Origin of the sequence: Sphingopyxis sp. FD7 (genome assembly GCF_003609835.1) — a bacterium.
Classification (GTDB): Bacteria; Pseudomonadota; Alphaproteobacteria; order Sphingomonadales; family Sphingomonadaceae; genus Sphingopyxis.
In genome coordinates, this window is sequence record NZ_AP017898.1 from 752,297 (window position 1) to 769,560 (window position 17,264).

Below are 17,264 nucleotides of genomic sequence, written 5' to 3' on the forward strand. Positions count from 1 at the left end.
TCGGTCGGAAGTGGACCTATAAGTTCCTCCCCGGAACGGCCGCTACGTCCGCTCCCCACTCCAAAGCGGGCCTCAGCCTTCGAGCAGCGCCCTTGTTGCCGCCGTGACGTCGGCCTGACGCATCAGGCTTTCGCCGACGAGGAAGGCCCGGACGCCGCTGTCGGCGAGGCGCTGGCAGTCGGCATGAGAGGCGATGCCGCTTTCGCCGACGAGCAAGGTGCCCGCCGGGACGAGTTTCGCCAGCCGTTCGGTCACGCCTAGGTCGGTTTCAAAGGTGCGAAGATCGCGGTTGTTGACGCCGATCAGGCGCGACTGGAGCTGGCTGAGCGCGCGATCCAGTTCGGCTTCGTCGTGGACCTCGACCAGCACGTCCATCCCGCGCTCGATCGCCGCAGCCTCGATCTCGCGCATCGCGCCATCGTCCAGCGCCGCGACGATGATGAGGATCGCGTCGGCGCCGATCGACCGCGCTTCGGCCACCTGCCACGGGTCGATCATGAAATCCTTGCGCAGCACGGGCAGCGCGCAGGCGGCGCGCGCGGCGGCCAGATAATCCTCATGCCCCTGAAACCAGGGCGCGTCGGTGAGCACCGACAGGCAGGCGGCGCCGCCCGCGGCGTAGGCGCGCGCATGATCGGCGGGATCGAAATCTTCGCGAATCAAACCCTTGGAGGGCGAAGCTTTCTTGATCTCGGCGATCAGCGCGTAGCCGCCCACGTCGATCTTGGCCCGCAAGGCGGCGGCGAAACCGCGCACCGGGCCGGCGTCGATCGCGTCGAGGTCGGCGAGCGAGCGCAGGGCGCGGCGCGCGGCGACTTCTTCGGCCTTGGTGGCGAGGATTTGAGTGAGTTTGTTCATTTCGGGCTCAAACTTATCGTCATTGCGAGCGTAGCGAAGCAATCCCCAGCGAGCGATTTTGATCGACGAAAGCTGGGGATTGCCGCGTCGCCTTCGGCTCCTCGCAATGACGATATCAAAAACCCGCTCATTTATAGGCGATCCAGCAGTTGAGCAGCGCGTTGGCGAGGCCCTTGTCGATCGCCTCGGCGGCTTCCTCGACTCCGTCCACCAGATTGTCGACCGCGCCCGCGACGATCAGCGCCGCGGCGGCGTTGTAGAGCACGGCGTCGCGATAGGCGCCCGTCTCGCCTTCGAGCAGGCGGCGCAGCGCGCGCGCGTTGAACGCCGCATCGCCGCCGCGAATTTCGGCGAGCGAGCGCGTCGGCAGCCCGGCGTCGGCGGCGCTGCTGCGCTGCATCCGCACGCCTTCTGCGGTCACGACCGCGACCTCGTTGCCGCCCGCGAGCGACAGTTCGTCGAGGCCTTCGTCGCCCGAAATCACGCGCGAATGGTCGGTGCCGAGCCGGTGCAGCGCCTCGGCATAGACGGCGACATAGGCGGGGCGCGCGATGCCGACCAGCTGGCGCGTCACCCGCGCCGGATTGGCGAGCGGCCCCATCAGGTTGAAGATCGTCCGCCGCCCGATCGCCTTGCGGATCGGCATGATGCGCTTCATCGCCGGGTGGCGTGTGCCCGCGAAAAGGAAACAGATGCCAAGGTCGGCGAGCTGCTCCTGCGCCTGACGGTCGGCGCGCTCCATGTCGAGGCCGAGCGCTTCCAGCGTGTCGGCGGCGCCCGATTTCGACGACGCCGCACGATTGCCGTGCTTGGCGACCGGAACTTCGCACGCCGCGACGACGATCGACACCGCGGTCGATACGTTCAATGTGTGATGGCCGTCGCCGCCGGTGCCGCACACGTCGATCGCGCCCGCGGGCGCTTCGATGGGGATCAGTCGGTCGCGCATCGCCTGCGCCGCGGCGGCGATTTCGACCATCGTTTCGCCCCGTTCGGCGAGCGCGATCAGAAATGCGGCGACCTGTTCGTCGCTCGCGCCGCCGTCGAGCATCGTCGCAAAGGCGGCCGCGGCCTCGTCGTGATCGAGCAGCGCCGACGGGTCGGGAAACGGCCCGAACCGGCTCATGCCGCTTGCCGTTCGCGCACGGGAAGCCCGGCGATCTGGAGGAAATTGGCGAGCATCGCATGGCCATGTTCGGTGGCGATGCTTTCGGGGTGGAACTGGACGCCGTGGATCGGCAGCTCGACATGGCGGAAGCCCATCACCGCGCCGTCGTCGCTCGTCGCGTTGATGATCAGGCAGTCGGGAATGTCGACAACTTCCAGGCTGTGATAGCGCGTCGCCTGAAAGGGCGAGGGAAGCCCCGCGTAAAGCCCGCTGCCGTCGTGGCAGACGGGCGAGGTCTTGCCGTGCATCAGATGGCCGCGCTGCACCGTACCGCCGAAATGCTGGCCGATCGCCTGATGGCCGAGGCACACGCCGAGCAGCGGGCGCGCCGCATCGGCGCAGGCGGCGACGAGGTCGAGGCTGATTCCCGCCTCATTGGGCGTGCAGGGGCCGGGCGAGATCAGGATCGCCTCGGCGCCCGTCGCGAGCGCGGCGGATGCGGTGAGCGCATCGTTGCGCTCGACGCGCACCTCGGCCCCCAGCTCGATCAGATAATGAACGAGGTTGAAGGTGAAGCTGTCATAATTGTCGATGACGAGGATCATGCGCGCGCCCTAACCATTTTGAGGCGACGGGGGAAGGTATAGAAGCTTTGCCCGCGCGAAAGCCAGCTTGTGAGGGCTGAAGCGGCGGACTCAGCCAGAATCTGATAACATTGGTTGAAATCGTCATTGCGAGCGCAGCGAAGCAATCTCCAGCCAGCGGTTACGCAGAACGATAGCTGGAGATTGCTTCGCTGCGCTCGCAATGACGGAGTGGATCAATTCAAAGGTATCAGGTTCTAGCCAGGTCCGCGGGCGCCGCCGCGGGCGGCACCGGCGACGGCTTGCCTTCATAGGCGGCAAGGCGGCGCAGCGCGTCGGCGCGGACATTGGCCCAGAACAGCGTGATGTCATAGACATGATAATTGTTGCCGGGCAGCACATAGCCCGCGACGACATAATCCTGCGCCACCTCGGCGTCGCCGATCATCAGGAAACCGCGCGTGTCGTCGCACCTCGCGCCGATCCGGCCCGCGATCAGCGACCCCGACTTGAACCCGGCGGTCGGTTTCAGCGTGCCGATATTGGCCTCGGGCGGCGCGGCGGTGTCGGGAATGCCGGTGAGCGGGTTGGTGCAGAGCATCCGCGTGTTCGCGCGCGGGCGCCCGTCGAAGCCGATCGTCCCGTCATAGGCGTCGGTGACCATCGCCGGGTCGGCGGGCTCGGCGAAGCTGGCCCAGCCGACGATGCAGCCCTTCTGGTCGGGCGTCTGGCAGGCGGGAAGGCCGAGCGCCGCGAGGTCGGTGTCGAGGCTGACCGGCCAGCCGATGATATAGGCCGCGACGATGCGCCTGGCGAGCGGGGTGCCCGCGATGCGGGTGCGGAGCAGGGTGGTGAGGTGGAGCGCGCCCTGGCTGTGCCCGGCGAGGATGATCGGCCTGTCCTTCGGCTGCGCGGCGAGGAAGGCGTCGAACGCTTCCTCGACGTCGCGATACGCCGAATCGATCGCCTTGCCCGCGGTCACCCGGTCCGTCGCGAGGAAGGCGCCGAGCGTCGCCTGGCGATAGCGCGGCGCCCAGATTTCGCCCGCGTCGGCAAAGGCGCTCGCCATGCCCTGCACGAACAGATTGGCGCGGTGGTCCGAATCGCGATCGCTGAGCGGGGCGTTCCAGCTGGAGCGGCTGTAATAGCTCGTCGGGTGGACGAAAAAGACCGCGGCGTCGCCCTTGGCGAAGGGGGCTGCGGCGGGCGTTTCGGCCGCCTGGGCGGGCGGGATAAGCGGTTCGGGCGCCTTGTTTTCGGAAGCGTCGCCCGGCGTTTCGCTGCCGTCGGCGGCGGGGCGCCACGCCGCGGGATTTTGCTCCATCCCCGGCCGCGCGAACCACATGGCGGGGTCGTCATAGGCATTCGGCGCGACCGCGGCCTGCGGCTCGAACTCGGTGCTGGGGACAAAGGCGGTGCGCGCGAGCCAGCCGGGAAAGAGCTGATAGACGATCCCCGCGGCGAGGATGAGGAGGATGATCGCGGCGATCAGATAGAGGAACTTGCGGGCCAAGGGGGGCTCCATGGGAGGGGGAGATTTGCGGGTCTCTAGCTGGTCCTGATAGGCCCTTCAAATATCTCGTCACCCTGAACTTGTTTCAGGGTCCATGGCCCGAGGCCGCGATGTCAGGCCATGGATGCTGAAACAAGTTCAGCATGACGATTTTCCAACGTAGATATGGGGCATGACCGATGCGCCAGCAAGCTCGCCCATTCCCGATTCGCCGCGCCCCTCCGCGCGCCTCGACGACAGCGATCCGCCGTGGCCGCTGCGGCCGTGGATCATGGCGGCGATCTGCGCCGCGGCGGGACTGGCCTTTCACTTGCTGGTCGATCATTCGCATGACGACCCGCTGGCGCCGTGGCGCAGCGCTGCGGCGGCCGCGATCGCGGTGGCGACATTGGTGTTCGTGCTGGGGGTCGAACGCCGCCGCTGGCACTGGGCGCTGGGTTTTGCGTTGCTGTGGGGCGCGATCCTCGGGCTGATCGCGCGGGCGACGGCGGCCTATAATTTACAGGGCAATCCGGTCGAATGGCCCTTCTGGTCGGGCATCCTCGCGGTGCTCGTCGCGACGCCGCTGTTCCAGACGCGACGCGACGTCGCGCCCGACTGGCGCTTCTGGAAGCTGTGGACGATGCCCTATGACCGGCTGCACAACCATGCGTGGACCGACGCGGTAATCGGTGCGGCGAGCCTGGCGTTCGTCGGCATCACCTTCCTGCTCACCGTGCTGATCGGGCAGATGTTCAAGCTGATCGGGATCAACCTGATCTTCGACCTGCTGAACGACGAATGGTTCGGCTGGATGCTCGCGGGCGCGGCGTTCGGCGGAGCCGTCGGCCTGCTGCGCGAGCGCGACAGGCTGGTTGCGACCTTGCAGCGGCTGGTGATGATCGTGCTCGCGGTGCTGGCGCCGGTGCTCGCGGTGGCGCTGGTGCTATTCCTGCTCTCGCTCGCGGGGACGGGGCTGCAAAGGCTGTGGGATTCGGGCTTTTCGACCGCGGCGCTGATGATGGCGGCGGCGGCGTTCGCGGTCCTGCTCGCCAATGCGGTGATCGGCAACGGCGCCGAGGACCGTGCGACGGGTCCGGCGCTGCGCTGGGCGGCGCCCGTGCTCGCGGTGGCGGTGCTGCCGCTGGCGGTCATCGCGCTCTATTCGATGATGCTGCGGATCGGCCAATATGGCTGGACGCCCGAGCGCATCTGGGGGGTGATCGCGGCCGCGATTGCGCTGGCCTATGGGCTTGTGGGGCTATGGGCGGTGGTGCGCGGGCGGCGCGATTTCGACGACTGGTTGCGGCCCTTGCAGCAGAAGCTGGCGATCGCGCTGATGGCGCTCGCGCTCTTCCTCGCGCTGCCGATTGTCGATTTCGGGGCCATTTCCGCGCGCGATCAGCTGGCGCGGCTGAAATCGGGGGCGGTGCCTGCGGAAAAGTTCGACTGGGCGGCGATGGCGTTCGATTTCGGGCCGAGCGGGCGCACGGCGCTGGCGGCGCTCGTCAAGTCGCCCGACAAGGCGCGCGCCGATGCGGCCAGGGCGGCGCTGGCGGCGAAGAACCGCTGGGATCTGATGGGACCGCGGGCGCCGATCCTGCTCAAGCCCTTTGCCGAGCGGCTGCGCGTCATCCCTGCCGATCGCGCCTTGCCTGCCGGGGCGATCGACCGCATCGCGGGCAGCCATATGTGCAGCCGCGCGACGGCGTGCGCCGCGGTGTGGCTCGACGACCGGCGGATCGGCGTCCTCGGCCAGAAGGCGCCGGGCGAATCGCTGAGCTTCGACTTTGTGACGCAGGACGATGCCGGGCGCTGGATTGTTGGCGAACGAACGATGGCGTCGCAATCCGGGCAGTCGCAGCTCGACCTCTCAAAGGCGCGGATCGCGATCGAGACGGTGCAGCAACGGCGTGTCACCGTCGATGGCGTGCCGCAATCGGGCAGTTTCGACTAGCCGCCGCTTGAAGCGCGGGGGGCGGGGTGCTAGCGGCGCCTCTTCTCCCGCAAAGGCAGGAATCAATGGCAATCGATCAGGCAACAGTGAGGAAAATCGCGTCGCTGGCGCGCATCGCGATCAGCGATGCCGAAGCCGCGGCGATGGAAGGCGAATTGAACGGCATCCTGGGCTGGGTCGAGCAGCTCGGCGAGGTCGATGTGACCGGGATCGAGCCGATGACCGCGGTGATCCCGAACACGCTCCGCCTGCGCGACGACGTCGTCGATGCCGACCCGCTCACCGGCGGCAACCGCCGCGATGATATTCTCGCCAACGCGCCCGCCGCGCAGCATGGCTTCTTTGGTGTCCCCAAGGTGATCGAATAATGACCGAACTGACCAACCTGACCGTCGCGCAGATCCGCGACGGGCATCGCGCGGGCGATTTCAGCGCCGTCGAGGTCGCCGAGGCGTTCAACGCCAATGTCGCGGGCGCGAAGGCGCTCAACGCCTTCATCGTCGAGACGCCCGAACATGCGATCGAGGCTGCGAAGGCGGCCGATGCCGACCGCGCGGCGGGGACGCTGAAGCCCTTGTCGGGCGTGCCGATCGGGATGAAGGATCTGTTCTGCACCAGCGGCGTTCAGACGACCGCGGCGAGCCATATGCTCGAAGGTTTCGTACCGCGCTATGAATCAACCGTCAGCCAGAAATTGTGGGACGCGGGCGCGGGGATGCTCGGCAAGCTCAACCTCGACCAGTTCGCGATGGGATCGTCGAACGAGACGAGCTATTTCGGCAATGTCATCTCGCCCTGGCGGCGCAACGACGGTGGCAATGCCGCGCTCGCCCCGGGCGGCTCGTCGGGTGGTTCGTCGGCGGCGATCGCGGCGCGGCTGTGCCCGGCGGCGACGGGGACCGACACCGGCGGCTCGATCCGCCAGCCCGCGGCCTTCACGGGCATTTCCGGGATCAAGCCGACCTATGGCCGCTGCTCGCGCTGGGGCATCGTCGCCTTTGCCAGCTCGCTCGATCAGGCGGGACCGATGGCGCGCGATGTGCGCGACTGCGCGATCATGCTTGAAAATATGGCGGGCTTCGACCCCAAGGATGCGACGAGCCTCGACCTGCCGGTGCCTAATTGGGAAGCAGCTTTGTCGAGTGATCTCAAGGGGAAGACGGTCGGTATTCCCAAGGAATATCGCCTCGAAGGCATCGACCCCGATATCGACGCGATGTGGGACGCCGGCATTGCGATGCTCAAGGATGCAGGGGCCGAGGTTGTAGAGATCAGCCTGCCGCACACCAGATATGCGCTGCCCGCTTATTATATCATCGCGCCCGCCGAAGCCTCGTCGAACCTCGCGCGCTATGACGGCGTCCGCTACGGGCTGCGCGAGTTGCCGCAGGGTGCAGGGTTGCAGGACATGTACGCCGCGACGCGCGCCGAAGGCTTCGGGGCAGAGGTCAAGCGTCGCATCATGATCGGCACCTATGTGCTGTCGGCGGGCTTTTACGACGCCTATTATACGCAAGCGCAGAAGGTGCGGACGCTGATCGCGCGCGATTTCGAGGCGGCTTTTGGCTCGTGCGACGTAATCCTCGCGCCGACCGCGCCGTCGGCGGCGTTCGGGCTGGGCGAAAAGACCGCCGATCCGCTGGCGATGTATCTGAACGACGTGTTCGCGGTGCCCGCAAGCCTCGCCGGGCTGCCCGCGATGTCGGTCCCCGCGGCGCTGAACCGCGAAGGGCTGCCGCTGGGCCTGCAGATCATCGGCAAGGCGTTCGACGAGCAGGGCGTGCTCAACGCCGGGCTGGCGATCGAGGAGCGTGCCGGGTTCACGGCGCGGGCGGAGAAATGGTGGTAATCTAGCGGTGTGCTCCCGCGAAGGCCGGAGCCCAGAGCGGCCTTGCGCTGCCCCGCACTGGATCCCCGCCTTCGCGGGGATACATGAAGGAACGAATGATGTCTGATTATCGCATCAAAGGCGAAACCGGCGAGTGGGAGGTCGTGATCGGCCTCGAGGTCCATGCGCAGGTCACCTCCAACGCCAAGCTGTTCTCGGGCGCCGCGACGGCGTTCGGGGCGGAGCCGAACACGCAGGTGTCGCTGGTCGACGCCGCGATGCCGGGGATGCTGCCCGTGCCGAACCGCGAGTGCATCCGCCAGGCGGTGCGCACGGGGATGGCGATCGAGGCGCGGATAAACAAATGGTCGCGGTTCGACCGCAAGAATTATTTCTATGCCGACCTGCCGCAGGGTTACCAGATTTCGCAGCTTTATCATCCGCTTGTCGGCGAAGGTTCGCTGCATATCGAGGCCGATGAAAAGGCGGGCATCGCGCATGGCAAGATGATCGGGATCGAGCGCATCCATGTCGAGCAGGACGCCGGCAAGCTGATGCACGACCAGCATCCGACGATGAGCTTCGTCGATTTGAACCGCTCGGGTGTCGCGCTGATGGAAATCGTGTCGAAGCCCGACATGCGCTCGCCCGCCGAGGCGGGGGCTTATTTGCGCAAGCTACGCGCGGTTCTGCGCTATGTCGGGTCGTGCGACGGCAATATGGAGGAAGGCTCGATGCGCGCCGACGTCAATGTCAGCGTGCGGCGGCCCGGCGAGGCATTCGGCACGCGCACCGAGACGAAGAATGTCAATTCGGTGCGCTTCGTGATGCAGGCGATCGAATATGAGGCGAAGCGGCAGGTCGAGCTGATCGAAAGCGGCGGCGCGGTCGTGCAGGAAACGCGGCTGTTCAACCCCGACACGGGGACGACGCGGACGATGCGGTCAAAGGAAGACGCGCACGACTATCGCTATTTCCCCGATCCCGATCTGTTGCCGCTCGAACTCGACGACGTTTTTCTCGACGAATGCCGCGCGAGCCTGCCCGAATTGCCCGACGCCAAGCGCGCGCGTTACGAAGCCGCGGGGATTTCGGCCTATAACGCCGGGGTGCTGACCGCCGAGGTCGAAAGCGCGCGCTGGTTCGACGCGCTGCTCGAAACCGGCGCCGAGCCCAAGGCGGCGGCGAACTGGGTGACGAGTGAGCTTTTCGGCGCATTGAACCGGCTCGGCAAGGATATCGCCGACTGTCCGGTAACCCCGGCGCAGGCGGGCGAACTGCTCGGCCTCGTCGCCGACGGCACGATTTCGGGCAGCATCGCGAAACAGGTGTTCGAGATCATGCTCGAAACGGGCGATGCACCCGCGAAGATCGTCGAGGAAAAGGGCCTCAAGCAGACGAGCGACACCGGCGCGATCGAAAAGGTCATCGGCGAGGTGCTGGCCGCCAATGCCGACAAGGTCGAGCAGTATAAGGGCGGCAAGGAAGCGCTGTTCGGATTCTTCGTCGGCCAGGCGATGAAGGCGATGCAGGGCAAGGCGAACCCGCAGGTGGTGAACGAGCTGCTGAAGAAGGCGCTGGGGTAGAGCCTGTCCTGAAGAGATTGAGGCGCCGTCTTCTTCGGATAGAAGCCGTGTGTACCCGCGTAGGCGGGTACCCATCATGCACCATATCATAGCATTGCCGTCGGGTGATGGACCCCCGCCTTCGCGGGTGGATGGAGCATAATGCAATCGTTGGCGATGAACTGCGCTATCCTCCCCCAAACCTCGCCATTCCCGCGAAAGCGGGAACCCAGCGTGGCGTCAGCTTGGCTGCGTTCTGGTTTCCCGCTTTCGCGGGAATGGCGAGGGCGCCCTAATCCTGCCCCGGCGGCAGTTCGTCCGGGCCGCGGCCCGGTTCGTCGATGCCGTCGCCGCCCGGATTTCCGGGGATTTCGAGCGGCCGGTCGGCCGGTTCTTCCTGCGGCGCCGGGGGGGCCGGGGTTTCGGGGGGCGATTGCGGCTCGATCTTGTCGGGCCTGGGCTTGGGCAGCGGGTCGGTGCCGTTCGTCATCTGCGGTCTCCTCCGGCGATCAACGAATGCCGAGGCGTCCCGTTCCAGGGGCGGCCGGGCGCGGCTTTCCGCCCTTGCCCTTGGCCGCGCGTCTGCTATAGCCCCGCCCGGCCCGCACGGGCGTGCGCGGCACAGCGCATGGCGTCCGTGCACCCGGCCGAAGCTCTGAGCGGGCGTGGCGGAATTGGTAGACGCGCTGGTTTTAGGTACCAGTATCGCAAGATGTGGGGGTTCGAGTCCCTTCGCCCGCACCAATCTGCAATGCAGGCCGGGATCATGGGGAACTTCGCCATTTTGGCGGGGTTCGGACAAGAGATTTTGAGCAAGGATAAGACCAAGGCAATGAAGACCGTCGAAACGCTGAACGAAGGCCTGAAGCGCGAATATCGCGTCACTATCACCGCCAAGGACATCGACGCGCGCGTCGACGAGGAGGTGAAGAGCATCGCCCCGACCGTTCGTATGCCCGGTTTCCGCCCCGGCAAGGTGCCGCCGAACCTGATCCGCAAGATGCACGGCGCCGCGCTGTCGGCCGACGCGCTCAACAAGGCGATCGACCAGGGCGTCAAGGATCTGATGGCGAAGGAAAAGCTGCGCCCGGCGCTCCAGCCCGCGGTGACGCTGGCCGATGGTTATGAAACCGGCAAGGACGCCGAACTCACCGTCGCGCTCGAAGTGCTGCCCGACATCGAGGCGCCGTCGATCGACGGGTTGAAGCTCGAGCGGCTGACCGTTCCCGCCGACGACAAGGCGGTGATGGCGAAGATCGAGGAATTTGCCGCGCAGATGAAGCGCTTTGAGGAAGCGCCGAAGACCAGGAAAGCCGCGACCGGCGACCAGGTCATCATCGACTTCGTCGGCAGCGTCGATGGCACCCCCTTCGACGGCGGTACGGGCGAGGATATGGCGGTCGAGATCGGTTCGGGCCAGCTGATACCCGGTTTCGAGGATCAGCTTGTCGGCGTGAAGGCGGGCGACGAAAAGGTGCTGAAGGTCACCTTCCCCGAAGATTATCCGGTCGACACGCTGAAGGGCAGGGACGCCGAATTCGCGGTGACGGTGAAGGAAGTGAAGGTTCCGGCCGCATCGAAGATCGACGATGAGTTCGCCAAGTCGCTCGGCCTCGAAAGTCTCGACAAGCTGAAGGAGCTGATGAAGGATCAGGTCGAACAGGAACTCAACGGCCTGACGCGCACCTATATGAAGCGTAAGCTGCTCGACCAGCTCGCCGCCGCCCATGATTTCGAGGTGCCGCCGACGATGGTCGAGGCCGAGTTCAACCAGATCTGGCAGCAGCTCGAGCATGAAGCGAGCCACGAGGAAGATCCCGAGGCGGCGAAGGCCGAGCTTGAAAAGGATCGCGAAGAATATCGCGCCATCGCGGTGCGCCGCGTCCGCCTGGGCCTGCTCCTTTCCGAAATCGGCCAGGCGCATGGCGTGCAGGTGTCGAGCCAGGAGATGCAGCGCCTGATCATGCAGGCGGCGCAGCAATATCGCCCCGAAGACCGCCAGCGTTTCGTCGAATATGTCCAGCAGGACGCGCTCGCCGCCGCGCAGCTTCGCGCGCCGCTCTATGAGGACAAGGTCGTCGACTTCCTGTTCGACAAGGCCGAGATCACCGATCGCGAAACGACCCGCGAGGAACTCGAAGCCGCGATTGAAGCCGATGACGACGGCCACGTCCATGGGCCGGGCTGCGGCCACGACCATGACGAAAAGCCCGCGAAGAAGGCGGCCGCGAAAAAGCCCGCCGCCAAGAAGGAAACGGTGAAGGAAGAGGCCAAGGCCGAAGAAAGCCCCGCCAAGAAGGCACCGGTGAAAAAGGCCGAGCCCAAGGCCGAAGCCAAACCCGCCGCGGCAAAGAAGGCGCCGCCTGCCAAGGCGGCGGCCGAAAAGGCCGAGCCAGCGAAGAAGGCCCCTGCCAAGAAGGCTGCGGCGAAGAAATAAGCCCTTCGCTTCGCAAGAGACAAAGAGGCCGGGTGGAGGATGCTCCGCCCGGCCATTTTGTTGGGCACGTCGCCCCCGCGAAGGCGGGGGCCGCTATCGATGGCGCAAGGTCGCCAGCGGCCCCCCTTCGCGGGGCGACGGACACCCTCAAATCACGTCCATATTATAGCAATGCCAGCTGAAGATCGCGGCGGCGCCGCGGTGGGGGCGCCAGGGTTCGGCAAGCTCGCGCGCCTGTTTCTCGCTCGGCCGCGCGCCCAGTCCGAGGATCCGGCCGACGGCTTCCTGCACGGCCAGGTCGCCCGCGGGCCAGATGTCGGGGCGTCCTTCCGCAAAGAGCAGATAAATCTCCGCCGACCAGCGCCCGATGCCCTTGACCCTGGTGAGCAGCGCGATCGCTTCCTCGTCGTCGGCGGGCAGGGCGTCGAAGGTCAGCTCGCCATCGAGAACCAGCTGCGCGAGGCTTTTCGCATAGCCCTGTTTCTGTCCCGACAGGCCGCAGGCGCGCAGCGCGTCGAAATCGGCGGCGGCAATCGCCTCCGCCGGGCACCCCGTCCCGAATCCCGCCTCCAGCTTGTTCCAGATCGAGGTCGCGGCGGCGACGCTGACCTGCTGGCCGACAATGGTGCGGAGCAGGGTCGCATAGCCACGCTCGCGGATGCGCGGTTCGGGATAACCGGCGTTGCCGAGCGCGCGCGCGAAACTGGCGTCGCGCTCCGCCAGTGCGTCAATTCCCGCGTTCAGCTGCTCCTGGCTGAGGCCCATCCTATATTCTCCTTTTGTTCCCAAAGTTGCTGATAGCAACGCTTGATTTGGCAGGCAACGCGCGACATAGCGCCAGCGACAGAAATCTATGGGGACGAGCATGGCCAAGCTGATTGTCGTGACGCGCGACGGGACCGAGCATGAGATCGAGGGCGACACCAGCCTGACCGTGATGGAGAATATCCGCGAGGCGGGCTTCGACGAGTTGCTCGCGCTTTGCGGCGGCTGCTGTTCGTGCGCGACGTGCCACGTCCATGTCGAAGCCGGCGACGCCGCCGCGATGCCCGCGATGAGCGAGGACGAAAACGACCTGCTCGATTCGACCACCGACCGCGACGAGACCTCGCGCCTCTCGTGCCAGATTCCGTTCAGCGAGGCGCTGGACGGGCTGAAGGTGCGGATCGCGGCGGAGGATTGACCCGATTCCGTCATCCCGGCGAAGGCCGGGATCTCGACGGTTCCATTGTAACGCGACGCTGAGACCCCGGCCTTCGCCGGGGTGACTGCCAATGGGATCAGGAGCCCGCCGTCGCCACCGCATAGAGCGCGATCGCCGCGGCGTTGGAGATGTTCAGGCTCTCCATCCGCGGCGAGATCGGCAGCCGCGCCAGCACGTCGCAATGCTCCATCACATTATGGCGCATCCCGTCGCCTTCGGACCCGAGCACCAGCGCGACCTTGCTGCCGTCCAGCGTCGCGCCCAGCGTCGTTTCGGTATCGCCCGTCAGGCCGATGCGCCAATATTGCGCCTCTGCAATCTCTTCCAGCGCGCGCGACAGGTTGACGACGCGCACCCATGGCACGGTTTCGAGCGCGCCCGACGCCGAGCGCGCGATGACGCCGCTTTCGGGCGGGCTGTGGCGGTCCTGCGTGATGATGGCGGCCGCGTCGAAGGCGGCGGCCGAGCGCAGCACTGCGCCGATATTGTGCGGGTCGGTGACCTGGTCGAGGATGACGAGCGGGCGCTTGCGCTCGGCATCGACTTCTTCCTGCAACAGGTCACCGAGATAGATGCTTTCGAGCGGGTCGACCTCGATCACCAGCCCCTGATGCGGCGCGTCGCGCGCGACGAGGCGTGCGAGGTCGGCGACGTCGGCATAGCTGATCGGAATCACCGGCGGCAGGTCGAGCTGGCTCAGCGCTTCGCGCGTGCCCCAGATGCGCTTGACGGTACGGTCGGGGTTGGCGAGCGCGGCGAGGACGGCATGGCGGCCCCAGAAGCGCACGGCCTGTCCGCGCTGGTTTCCGCCGGTCGGGCGGCGGTGACGGGAAAATTGTCTCATGGCCGCGCCTTTCCCATGACTGCCATTGACAGGCAAGCCTCGTTTCGCCATTGGGCCTCTTCCCAACGCGGACCCCATGGACAGGTGGCCGAGTGGTTAAAGGCAGCAGACTGTAAATCTGCCCGGGTTTCCGTACGCTGGTTCGAATCCAGCCCTGTCCACCACCCCCTTATCCGCAAGCATCCACGAATGACCGTGGAAATCCCGGAAAACCTAGGGTATTCTGCACTTCTTGGCCCGCATTTGTCCGCTGCTGTTTGCATGCAGCCGGAGGCTAGTGTGGGAGGGATGTGGGAGTAAGTTGGCTTACTCCCACACTGCACCCCTCCCAAGGTGGGCTTGAAAGTGTGGGAGGAAGAAATGGGCAAGCTCACGGCGGTAGCGGTCAAGGCAGCTATGGCGAATCCTGGCACCTATCAGGATGGCGATGGATTGGTGCTCAGGGTCGATAAGCGTGGTGGAGCCTATTGGGTCCTAAGGCTCCAGCGAGACGGCAAGCGACAGGATATCGGCTTGGGTAGCGCCAAGCAGATGACACTCGCAGAAGCGCGGCAAAAAGCCACGGTCTTGCGCAAGGCGGTTAAGGTCGACCACCGCGATGTTCTGGCCGAGAAAAAAGACGAGGCCGCTGCCAAGGTGACGTTCCGCGCTGCCGCGACTCAGTACCACAGCGAAAACGAAGCGGGCTGGAAAAGCACGGTCTATGCGCGCCAGTGGCTCGCCAGTCTCGAAAACTATGCCTTTCCGAAGCTGGGTGACATGCCGACGGGCAGCATCAGCAGTGCTGATATCATCGCTGTGCTGACCCCGATCTGGCAGGAAATCCCCGATACCGCCCGCCAGGTCCGCAACCGGATTTGCGCCGTGCTGGATTATTCCCACGCGAAGGGCTGGCGCTCCCGCGAGGCTCCATCGGGCAATGGCAGCCTGAAGGCGGGTCGCGGTCTGCCACGGCAAGTGAAGGTGCGTGAGAATCGCAAAGCGATGCCCTATGTCGCGCTGCCCGGATTCCTCACCGCCCTACGGCGTAAGCCATCCTTCGGGCGGCTTGCGCTGGAGTTGCTCATCCTGACTGGAGTGCGCAGTCAGGAGGTCCGCCTGGCGACATGGTCTGAATTTGACCTAGAGAGCCGGTTGTGGACGATCCCCGCCGAACACATGAAGCGAAACAAGGCGCATATCGTGCCGCTGTCTGACGAGGCTCTGGCCGTGCTTGCAAAAGCCGATGCCCTGCGGATGTCTGAGAGCGACGTCGTGTTCCCCGGCGTGGCTGGTAAGCCTATGTCTGACATGACGCTGCTCAAGGTGCTGCGCGACATGAGCGAACCATACCACGTCCACGGCTTCCGCTCTGCGTTCACCGATTGGGCAGCAAATGAGGGCATCCCCGATGCCGTGGTAGAAGCTGCTCTCGCGCACAAGACGCCCGACGCTGTCCAGGCTGCCTATCGCCGCACAACCTATCTTGGCACACCCGACCAGCCCGGCGCCCGCGTGAAGTTGATGGCAGCTTGGGGGCGTTACTGCCTAGGGGTGGCGACGGGCGCGGACAAGGCAGCCCCGCCGGCTTGAGTGTGGGATCAGCTTACCGATGCTCTCGCGCAGTAACTGAGACGAGAGGCAAACTCTCACCTTGAGCGTCGCTCTACAATTCGGAGCGACCGCTAAAAGCGCCAATGGCGAAGCACTTCGCGGACATAGCTAGGAGTCTCGCCATTGCGGGGAATGCCGCCTGCACGCTCAACGGCGCCGGGACCTGCATTGTAGGCAGCTACCGCGAGGTGGACCACGCCAAACCTGTCGAGCATCTGCCGCAGGTATCGCGCTGCGCCGAAGATGTTGGCCATTGGATCGAAGCGATTGAAGACCCCAAGCTCTTTTGCCGTAGCGGGCATCAGCTGCCCAAGACCCGCGGCACCCGCCGGGCTGACAGCAAAAGGGTTGTAACGAGATTCGGTCCATACGAGCGCATCAAGCAGGCCCGCAGGCAATGAGTACTTCGCCTCAGCGGCATAGATGTGAGGCAAGTAGCTCGCTCTCCGAAACCCGGATGGGGCCGGCTTGGCATTGGGTTCGTATCTGTATGGCAGGTTGACCCGGCCATCGTCCGCCACTGCCAGGTGCGGTGCTGGGGCGGTCTGCGCGGAACGCCAGAGCCCATGCTCGACCAGTTGGAAGCCGTTTGATGCTTCCGCAATCCGAATGCCTTCGGAGTGGCTGGCCGCAGCGCCGTTCGTAGCTGGCGCTGCCATGTCTTGAGCACTGGCCGGGATAGCAGAAGTGATCGCGATGCCCGCGATCAAGAGAGTTCTGATTGTCATTTCTCGATCCTTGTCTAGCCGAATCGAGTGAGAACATATAAAGAACAATTGATGTAGGAAAACTGGACTGGCGCAAGTGCAGAGCGGAGGCTGCGCGGGGAGGGCACCTCAACCGGAGAAGGTCGATGCCCCCGTTAGACAAAGTTCATCAACTCGAACGCCGCGCCCGCACGATCGTCGAAAGCCTTCAGGGTACATGGAGTCGGGGCAAAGGCATGTGCTGCTGCCCTGCGCATGACGACCGAACTCCCTCGCTGAGCGTGACACTAGGTCGCAAAGCGATCCTGTTCCATTGCTTTGCGGGATGCTCGAATGACGAGGTGATTGCCGCACTCGACCGTCAGGGTGTTCGCAGCCGTGACCTGTTCGATAGCTCTGGTGCCGTGGCCGCTGATCGACTGGAAAAAAGAGCCTTCAATTCCAACGCGCGGCGTTTGTGGCACTCGGCGACGGCGATCTCCGACAGCCCTGCCGAAGTATACCTCGGGCAGCGCGGGATTCTGCGTGCCTCTGATCAGCTTCGCTATCTCCAGCGAACGCCGCTCGGGCCACGCGGTGCAGTCCAGTTTCTCCCGGCCATGTTGGCGGCCGTCACGACTGACATGGGCATAATCGCGATCCACAGGACATTTCTCGACGCGCCGAGCGCAAAGCTCGCCGCTTTCGATCGGCCGAAGCGTGCATTGGGAAGCCTCGGCTGTGGTGCAGTCAGACTTGCCCCGCCGGCCGCAGGCCGGTTGGGCCTTGCCGAAGGTATCGAAAGCGCCCTGTCAGCCACGCAGATGTTTGGCGTCCCTTGTTGGGCAACGCTCGGTAACGAGCGGTTCGGCCTCGTCGCGATTCCAGAGGGCGTGCGCGAGCTCTACTTGTTCATCGACAATGATCCGGGAGGCGAACTCGCGGATCAGCGCGCGCGAAAGGTCTATTCTGCATCAGGCCGTGTGATCCGCTCGCGAGCACCAGAATCGATCGGTTTCGACTGGAACGATGAACTCAAGGCAAGGTTCGCTCGGAAAACCTGATCAGCGAGCCAGAGGGGAGGGCGCCTTCGGCTGATTGAGGCCTG

Annotated in this window: 16 protein-coding genes and 2 tRNA genes; 10 read left to right on the forward strand and 8 right to left on the reverse strand. The window is 65.4% G+C overall.

All coding sequences use genetic code 11. From position 1 onward, the window contains the following. Positions 1-72: 72 nt before the first annotated feature. The 4 genes from trpC to SPYCA_RS03530 form a co-directional block, all read right to left on the reverse strand. Positions 73-858, reverse strand: coding sequence for an indole-3-glycerol phosphate synthase TrpC (gene trpC, locus SPYCA_RS03515; RefSeq protein ID WP_120218966.1), 786 nt, complete (start codon positions 856-858; stop codon positions 73-75). 127 nt (positions 859-985) lie between these two features. Next, positions 986-1,984, reverse strand: a complete 999-nt coding sequence (gene trpD / locus SPYCA_RS03520; protein ID WP_120218967.1) for an anthranilate phosphoribosyltransferase — start codon at positions 1,982-1,984, stop codon at positions 986-988. Then, entirely contained in the window at positions 1,981-2,571 is a 591-nt protein-coding gene (locus SPYCA_RS03525; RefSeq protein WP_120218968.1) for an anthranilate synthase component II, read from the reverse strand. Before SPYCA_RS03525 ends, trpD begins: the two co-directional genes overlap by 4 nt. Before the next feature lie 229 nt (positions 2,572-2,800). Next, the gene (locus SPYCA_RS03530) at positions 2,801-4,063 is read right to left on the reverse strand and encodes a DUF3089 domain-containing protein (RefSeq protein ID WP_120218969.1); all 1,263 of its coding nucleotides are present in this window, start codon (positions 4,061-4,063) and stop codon (positions 2,801-2,803) included. A 172-nt stretch (positions 4,064-4,235) separates the two neighbouring features. On the opposite strand from SPYCA_RS03530, the gene SPYCA_RS03535 reads away from it, so the two are divergent. The 4 genes from SPYCA_RS03535 (at position 4,236) to gatB (ending at position 9,413) form a co-directional block, all read left to right on the forward strand. After that, positions 4,236-5,999 carry a DUF4153 domain-containing protein gene (locus SPYCA_RS03535; protein WP_232003504.1) on the forward strand — a complete coding sequence of 588 codons (1,764 nt, stop codon included), beginning with the start codon at positions 4,236-4,238 and terminating at the stop codon, positions 5,997-5,999. Between the two features lie 65 nt (positions 6,000-6,064). Then, positions 6,065-6,367, forward strand: a complete 303-nt coding sequence (gatC, locus tag SPYCA_RS03540; protein ID WP_120218971.1) for an Asp-tRNA(Asn)/Glu-tRNA(Gln) amidotransferase subunit GatC — start codon at positions 6,065-6,067, stop codon at positions 6,365-6,367. Beyond that, on the forward strand, positions 6,367-7,848 hold the full coding sequence (gene gatA, locus SPYCA_RS03545) for an Asp-tRNA(Asn)/Glu-tRNA(Gln) amidotransferase subunit GatA (protein WP_120218972.1): 1,482 nt from the start codon (positions 6,367-6,369) through the stop codon (positions 7,846-7,848). Before gatC ends, gatA begins: the two co-directional genes overlap by 1 nt. A 98-nt stretch (positions 7,849-7,946) precedes the next feature. Beyond that, on the forward strand, positions 7,947-9,413 hold the full coding sequence (gatB, locus tag SPYCA_RS03550; protein WP_120222129.1) for an Asp-tRNA(Asn)/Glu-tRNA(Gln) amidotransferase subunit GatB: 1,467 nt from the start codon (positions 7,947-7,949) through the stop codon (positions 9,411-9,413). A 271-nt stretch (positions 9,414-9,684) separates the two neighbouring features. Here gatB and SPYCA_RS03555 read toward each other — a convergent pair whose 3' ends face one another. Continuing rightward, positions 9,685-9,882, reverse strand: coding sequence for a hypothetical protein (locus SPYCA_RS03555; protein ID WP_120218973.1), 198 nt, complete (start codon positions 9,880-9,882; stop codon positions 9,685-9,687). Positions 9,883-10,051: 169 nt separating this feature from the next. Between SPYCA_RS03555 and SPYCA_RS03560 the strand changes: the two genes are divergently transcribed. Together SPYCA_RS03560 and tig are read left to right on the forward strand one after the other, a co-directional pair. Further along, a tRNA-Leu gene (locus tag SPYCA_RS03560) sits at positions 10,052-10,136 on the forward strand. Positions 10,137-10,224: 88 nt separating this feature from the next. Continuing rightward, positions 10,225-11,829 carry a trigger factor gene (gene tig / locus SPYCA_RS03565; RefSeq protein WP_120222130.1) on the forward strand — a complete coding sequence of 535 codons (1,605 nt, stop codon included), beginning with the start codon at positions 10,225-10,227 and terminating at the stop codon, positions 11,827-11,829. Between the two features lie 147 nt (positions 11,830-11,976). On the opposite strand, the gene SPYCA_RS03570 is transcribed toward tig, so the two are convergent. Then, on the reverse strand, positions 11,977-12,594 hold the full coding sequence (locus tag SPYCA_RS03570; RefSeq protein ID WP_120218974.1) for a DNA-3-methyladenine glycosylase family protein: 618 nt from the start codon (positions 12,592-12,594) through the stop codon (positions 11,977-11,979). A gap of 100 nt (positions 12,595-12,694) precedes the next feature. Here SPYCA_RS03570 and SPYCA_RS03575 point away from each other — a divergent pair, with 100 nt between their 5' ends. Beyond that, positions 12,695-13,012: a 2Fe-2S iron-sulfur cluster-binding protein gene (locus SPYCA_RS03575; protein ID WP_120218975.1), complete on the forward strand. Its 318-nt coding sequence runs from the start codon at positions 12,695-12,697 to the stop codon at positions 13,010-13,012. A 97-nt stretch (positions 13,013-13,109) separates the two neighbouring features. Here SPYCA_RS03575 and rlmB read toward each other — a convergent pair whose 3' ends face one another. Then, entirely contained in the window at positions 13,110-13,877 is a 768-nt protein-coding gene (gene rlmB / locus SPYCA_RS03580; protein WP_120218976.1) for a 23S rRNA (guanosine(2251)-2'-O)-methyltransferase RlmB, read from the reverse strand. A gap of 78 nt (positions 13,878-13,955) precedes the next feature. Here rlmB and SPYCA_RS03585 point away from each other — a divergent pair. Together SPYCA_RS03585 and SPYCA_RS03590 are read left to right on the forward strand one after the other, a co-directional pair. Next, a tRNA-Tyr gene (locus tag SPYCA_RS03585) sits at positions 13,956-14,041 on the forward strand. 196 nt (positions 14,042-14,237) lie between these two features. Further along, entirely contained in the window at positions 14,238-15,449 is a 1,212-nt protein-coding gene (locus SPYCA_RS03590; protein ID WP_066701236.1) for a tyrosine-type recombinase/integrase, read from the forward strand. A 92-nt stretch (positions 15,450-15,541) separates the two neighbouring features. On the opposite strand, the gene SPYCA_RS03595 is transcribed toward SPYCA_RS03590, so the two are convergent. Then, positions 15,542-16,198 (reverse strand): lytic transglycosylase domain-containing protein, encoded by a 657-nt coding sequence (locus SPYCA_RS03595; RefSeq protein ID WP_120218977.1) that lies wholly within the window; start codon positions 16,196-16,198, stop codon positions 15,542-15,544. Between the two features lie 125 nt (positions 16,199-16,323). Between SPYCA_RS03595 and SPYCA_RS03600 the strand changes: the two genes are divergently transcribed. Further along, on the forward strand, positions 16,324-17,220 hold the full coding sequence (locus SPYCA_RS03600) for a DUF7146 domain-containing protein (RefSeq protein ID WP_120218978.1): 897 nt from the start codon (positions 16,324-16,326) through the stop codon (positions 17,218-17,220). The last annotated feature ends 44 nt before the right edge of the window (positions 17,221-17,264 follow it).

Bases quoted from the DNA above. Each gene is read 5' to 3' on its own strand.
- trpC (WP_120218966.1), bottom strand. From the start codon at position 858: ATGAACAAACTCACTCAAATCCTCGCCACCAAGGCCGAAGAAGTCGCC.
- trpD (WP_120218967.1), bottom strand. From the start codon at position 1,984: ATGAGCCGGTTCGGGCCGTTTCCCGACCCGTCGGCGCTGCTCGATCAC.
- SPYCA_RS03525 (WP_120218968.1), bottom strand. From the start codon at position 2,571: ATGATCCTCGTCATCGACAATTATGACAGCTTCACCTTCAACCTCGTT.
- SPYCA_RS03535 (WP_232003504.1), top strand. From the start codon at position 4,236: ATGACCGATGCGCCAGCAAGCTCGCCCATTCCCGATTCGCCGCGCCCC.
- gatC (WP_120218971.1), top strand. From the start codon at position 6,065: ATGGCAATCGATCAGGCAACAGTGAGGAAAATCGCGTCGCTGGCGCGC.
- gatA (WP_120218972.1), top strand. From the start codon at position 6,367: ATGACCGAACTGACCAACCTGACCGTCGCGCAGATCCGCGACGGGCAT.
- gatB (WP_120222129.1), top strand. From the start codon at position 7,947: ATGTCTGATTATCGCATCAAAGGCGAAACCGGCGAGTGGGAGGTCGTG.
- SPYCA_RS03555 (WP_120218973.1), bottom strand. From the start codon at position 9,882: ATGACGAACGGCACCGACCCGCTGCCCAAGCCCAGGCCCGACAAGATC.
- tig (WP_120222130.1), top strand. From the start codon at position 10,225: ATGAAGACCGTCGAAACGCTGAACGAAGGCCTGAAGCGCGAATATCGC.
- SPYCA_RS03570 (WP_120218974.1), bottom strand. From the start codon at position 12,594: ATGGGCCTCAGCCAGGAGCAGCTGAACGCGGGAATTGACGCACTGGCG.
- SPYCA_RS03575 (WP_120218975.1), top strand. From the start codon at position 12,695: ATGGCCAAGCTGATTGTCGTGACGCGCGACGGGACCGAGCATGAGATC.
- rlmB (WP_120218976.1), bottom strand. From the start codon at position 13,877: ATGAGACAATTTTCCCGTCACCGCCGCCCGACCGGCGGAAACCAGCGC.
- SPYCA_RS03590 (WP_066701236.1), top strand. From the start codon at position 14,238: ATGGGCAAGCTCACGGCGGTAGCGGTCAAGGCAGCTATGGCGAATCCT.
- SPYCA_RS03595 (WP_120218977.1), bottom strand. From the start codon at position 16,198: ATGACAATCAGAACTCTCTTGATCGCGGGCATCGCGATCACTTCTGCT.
- SPYCA_RS03600 (WP_120218978.1), top strand. From the start codon at position 16,324: ATGCCCCCGTTAGACAAAGTTCATCAACTCGAACGCCGCGCCCGCACG.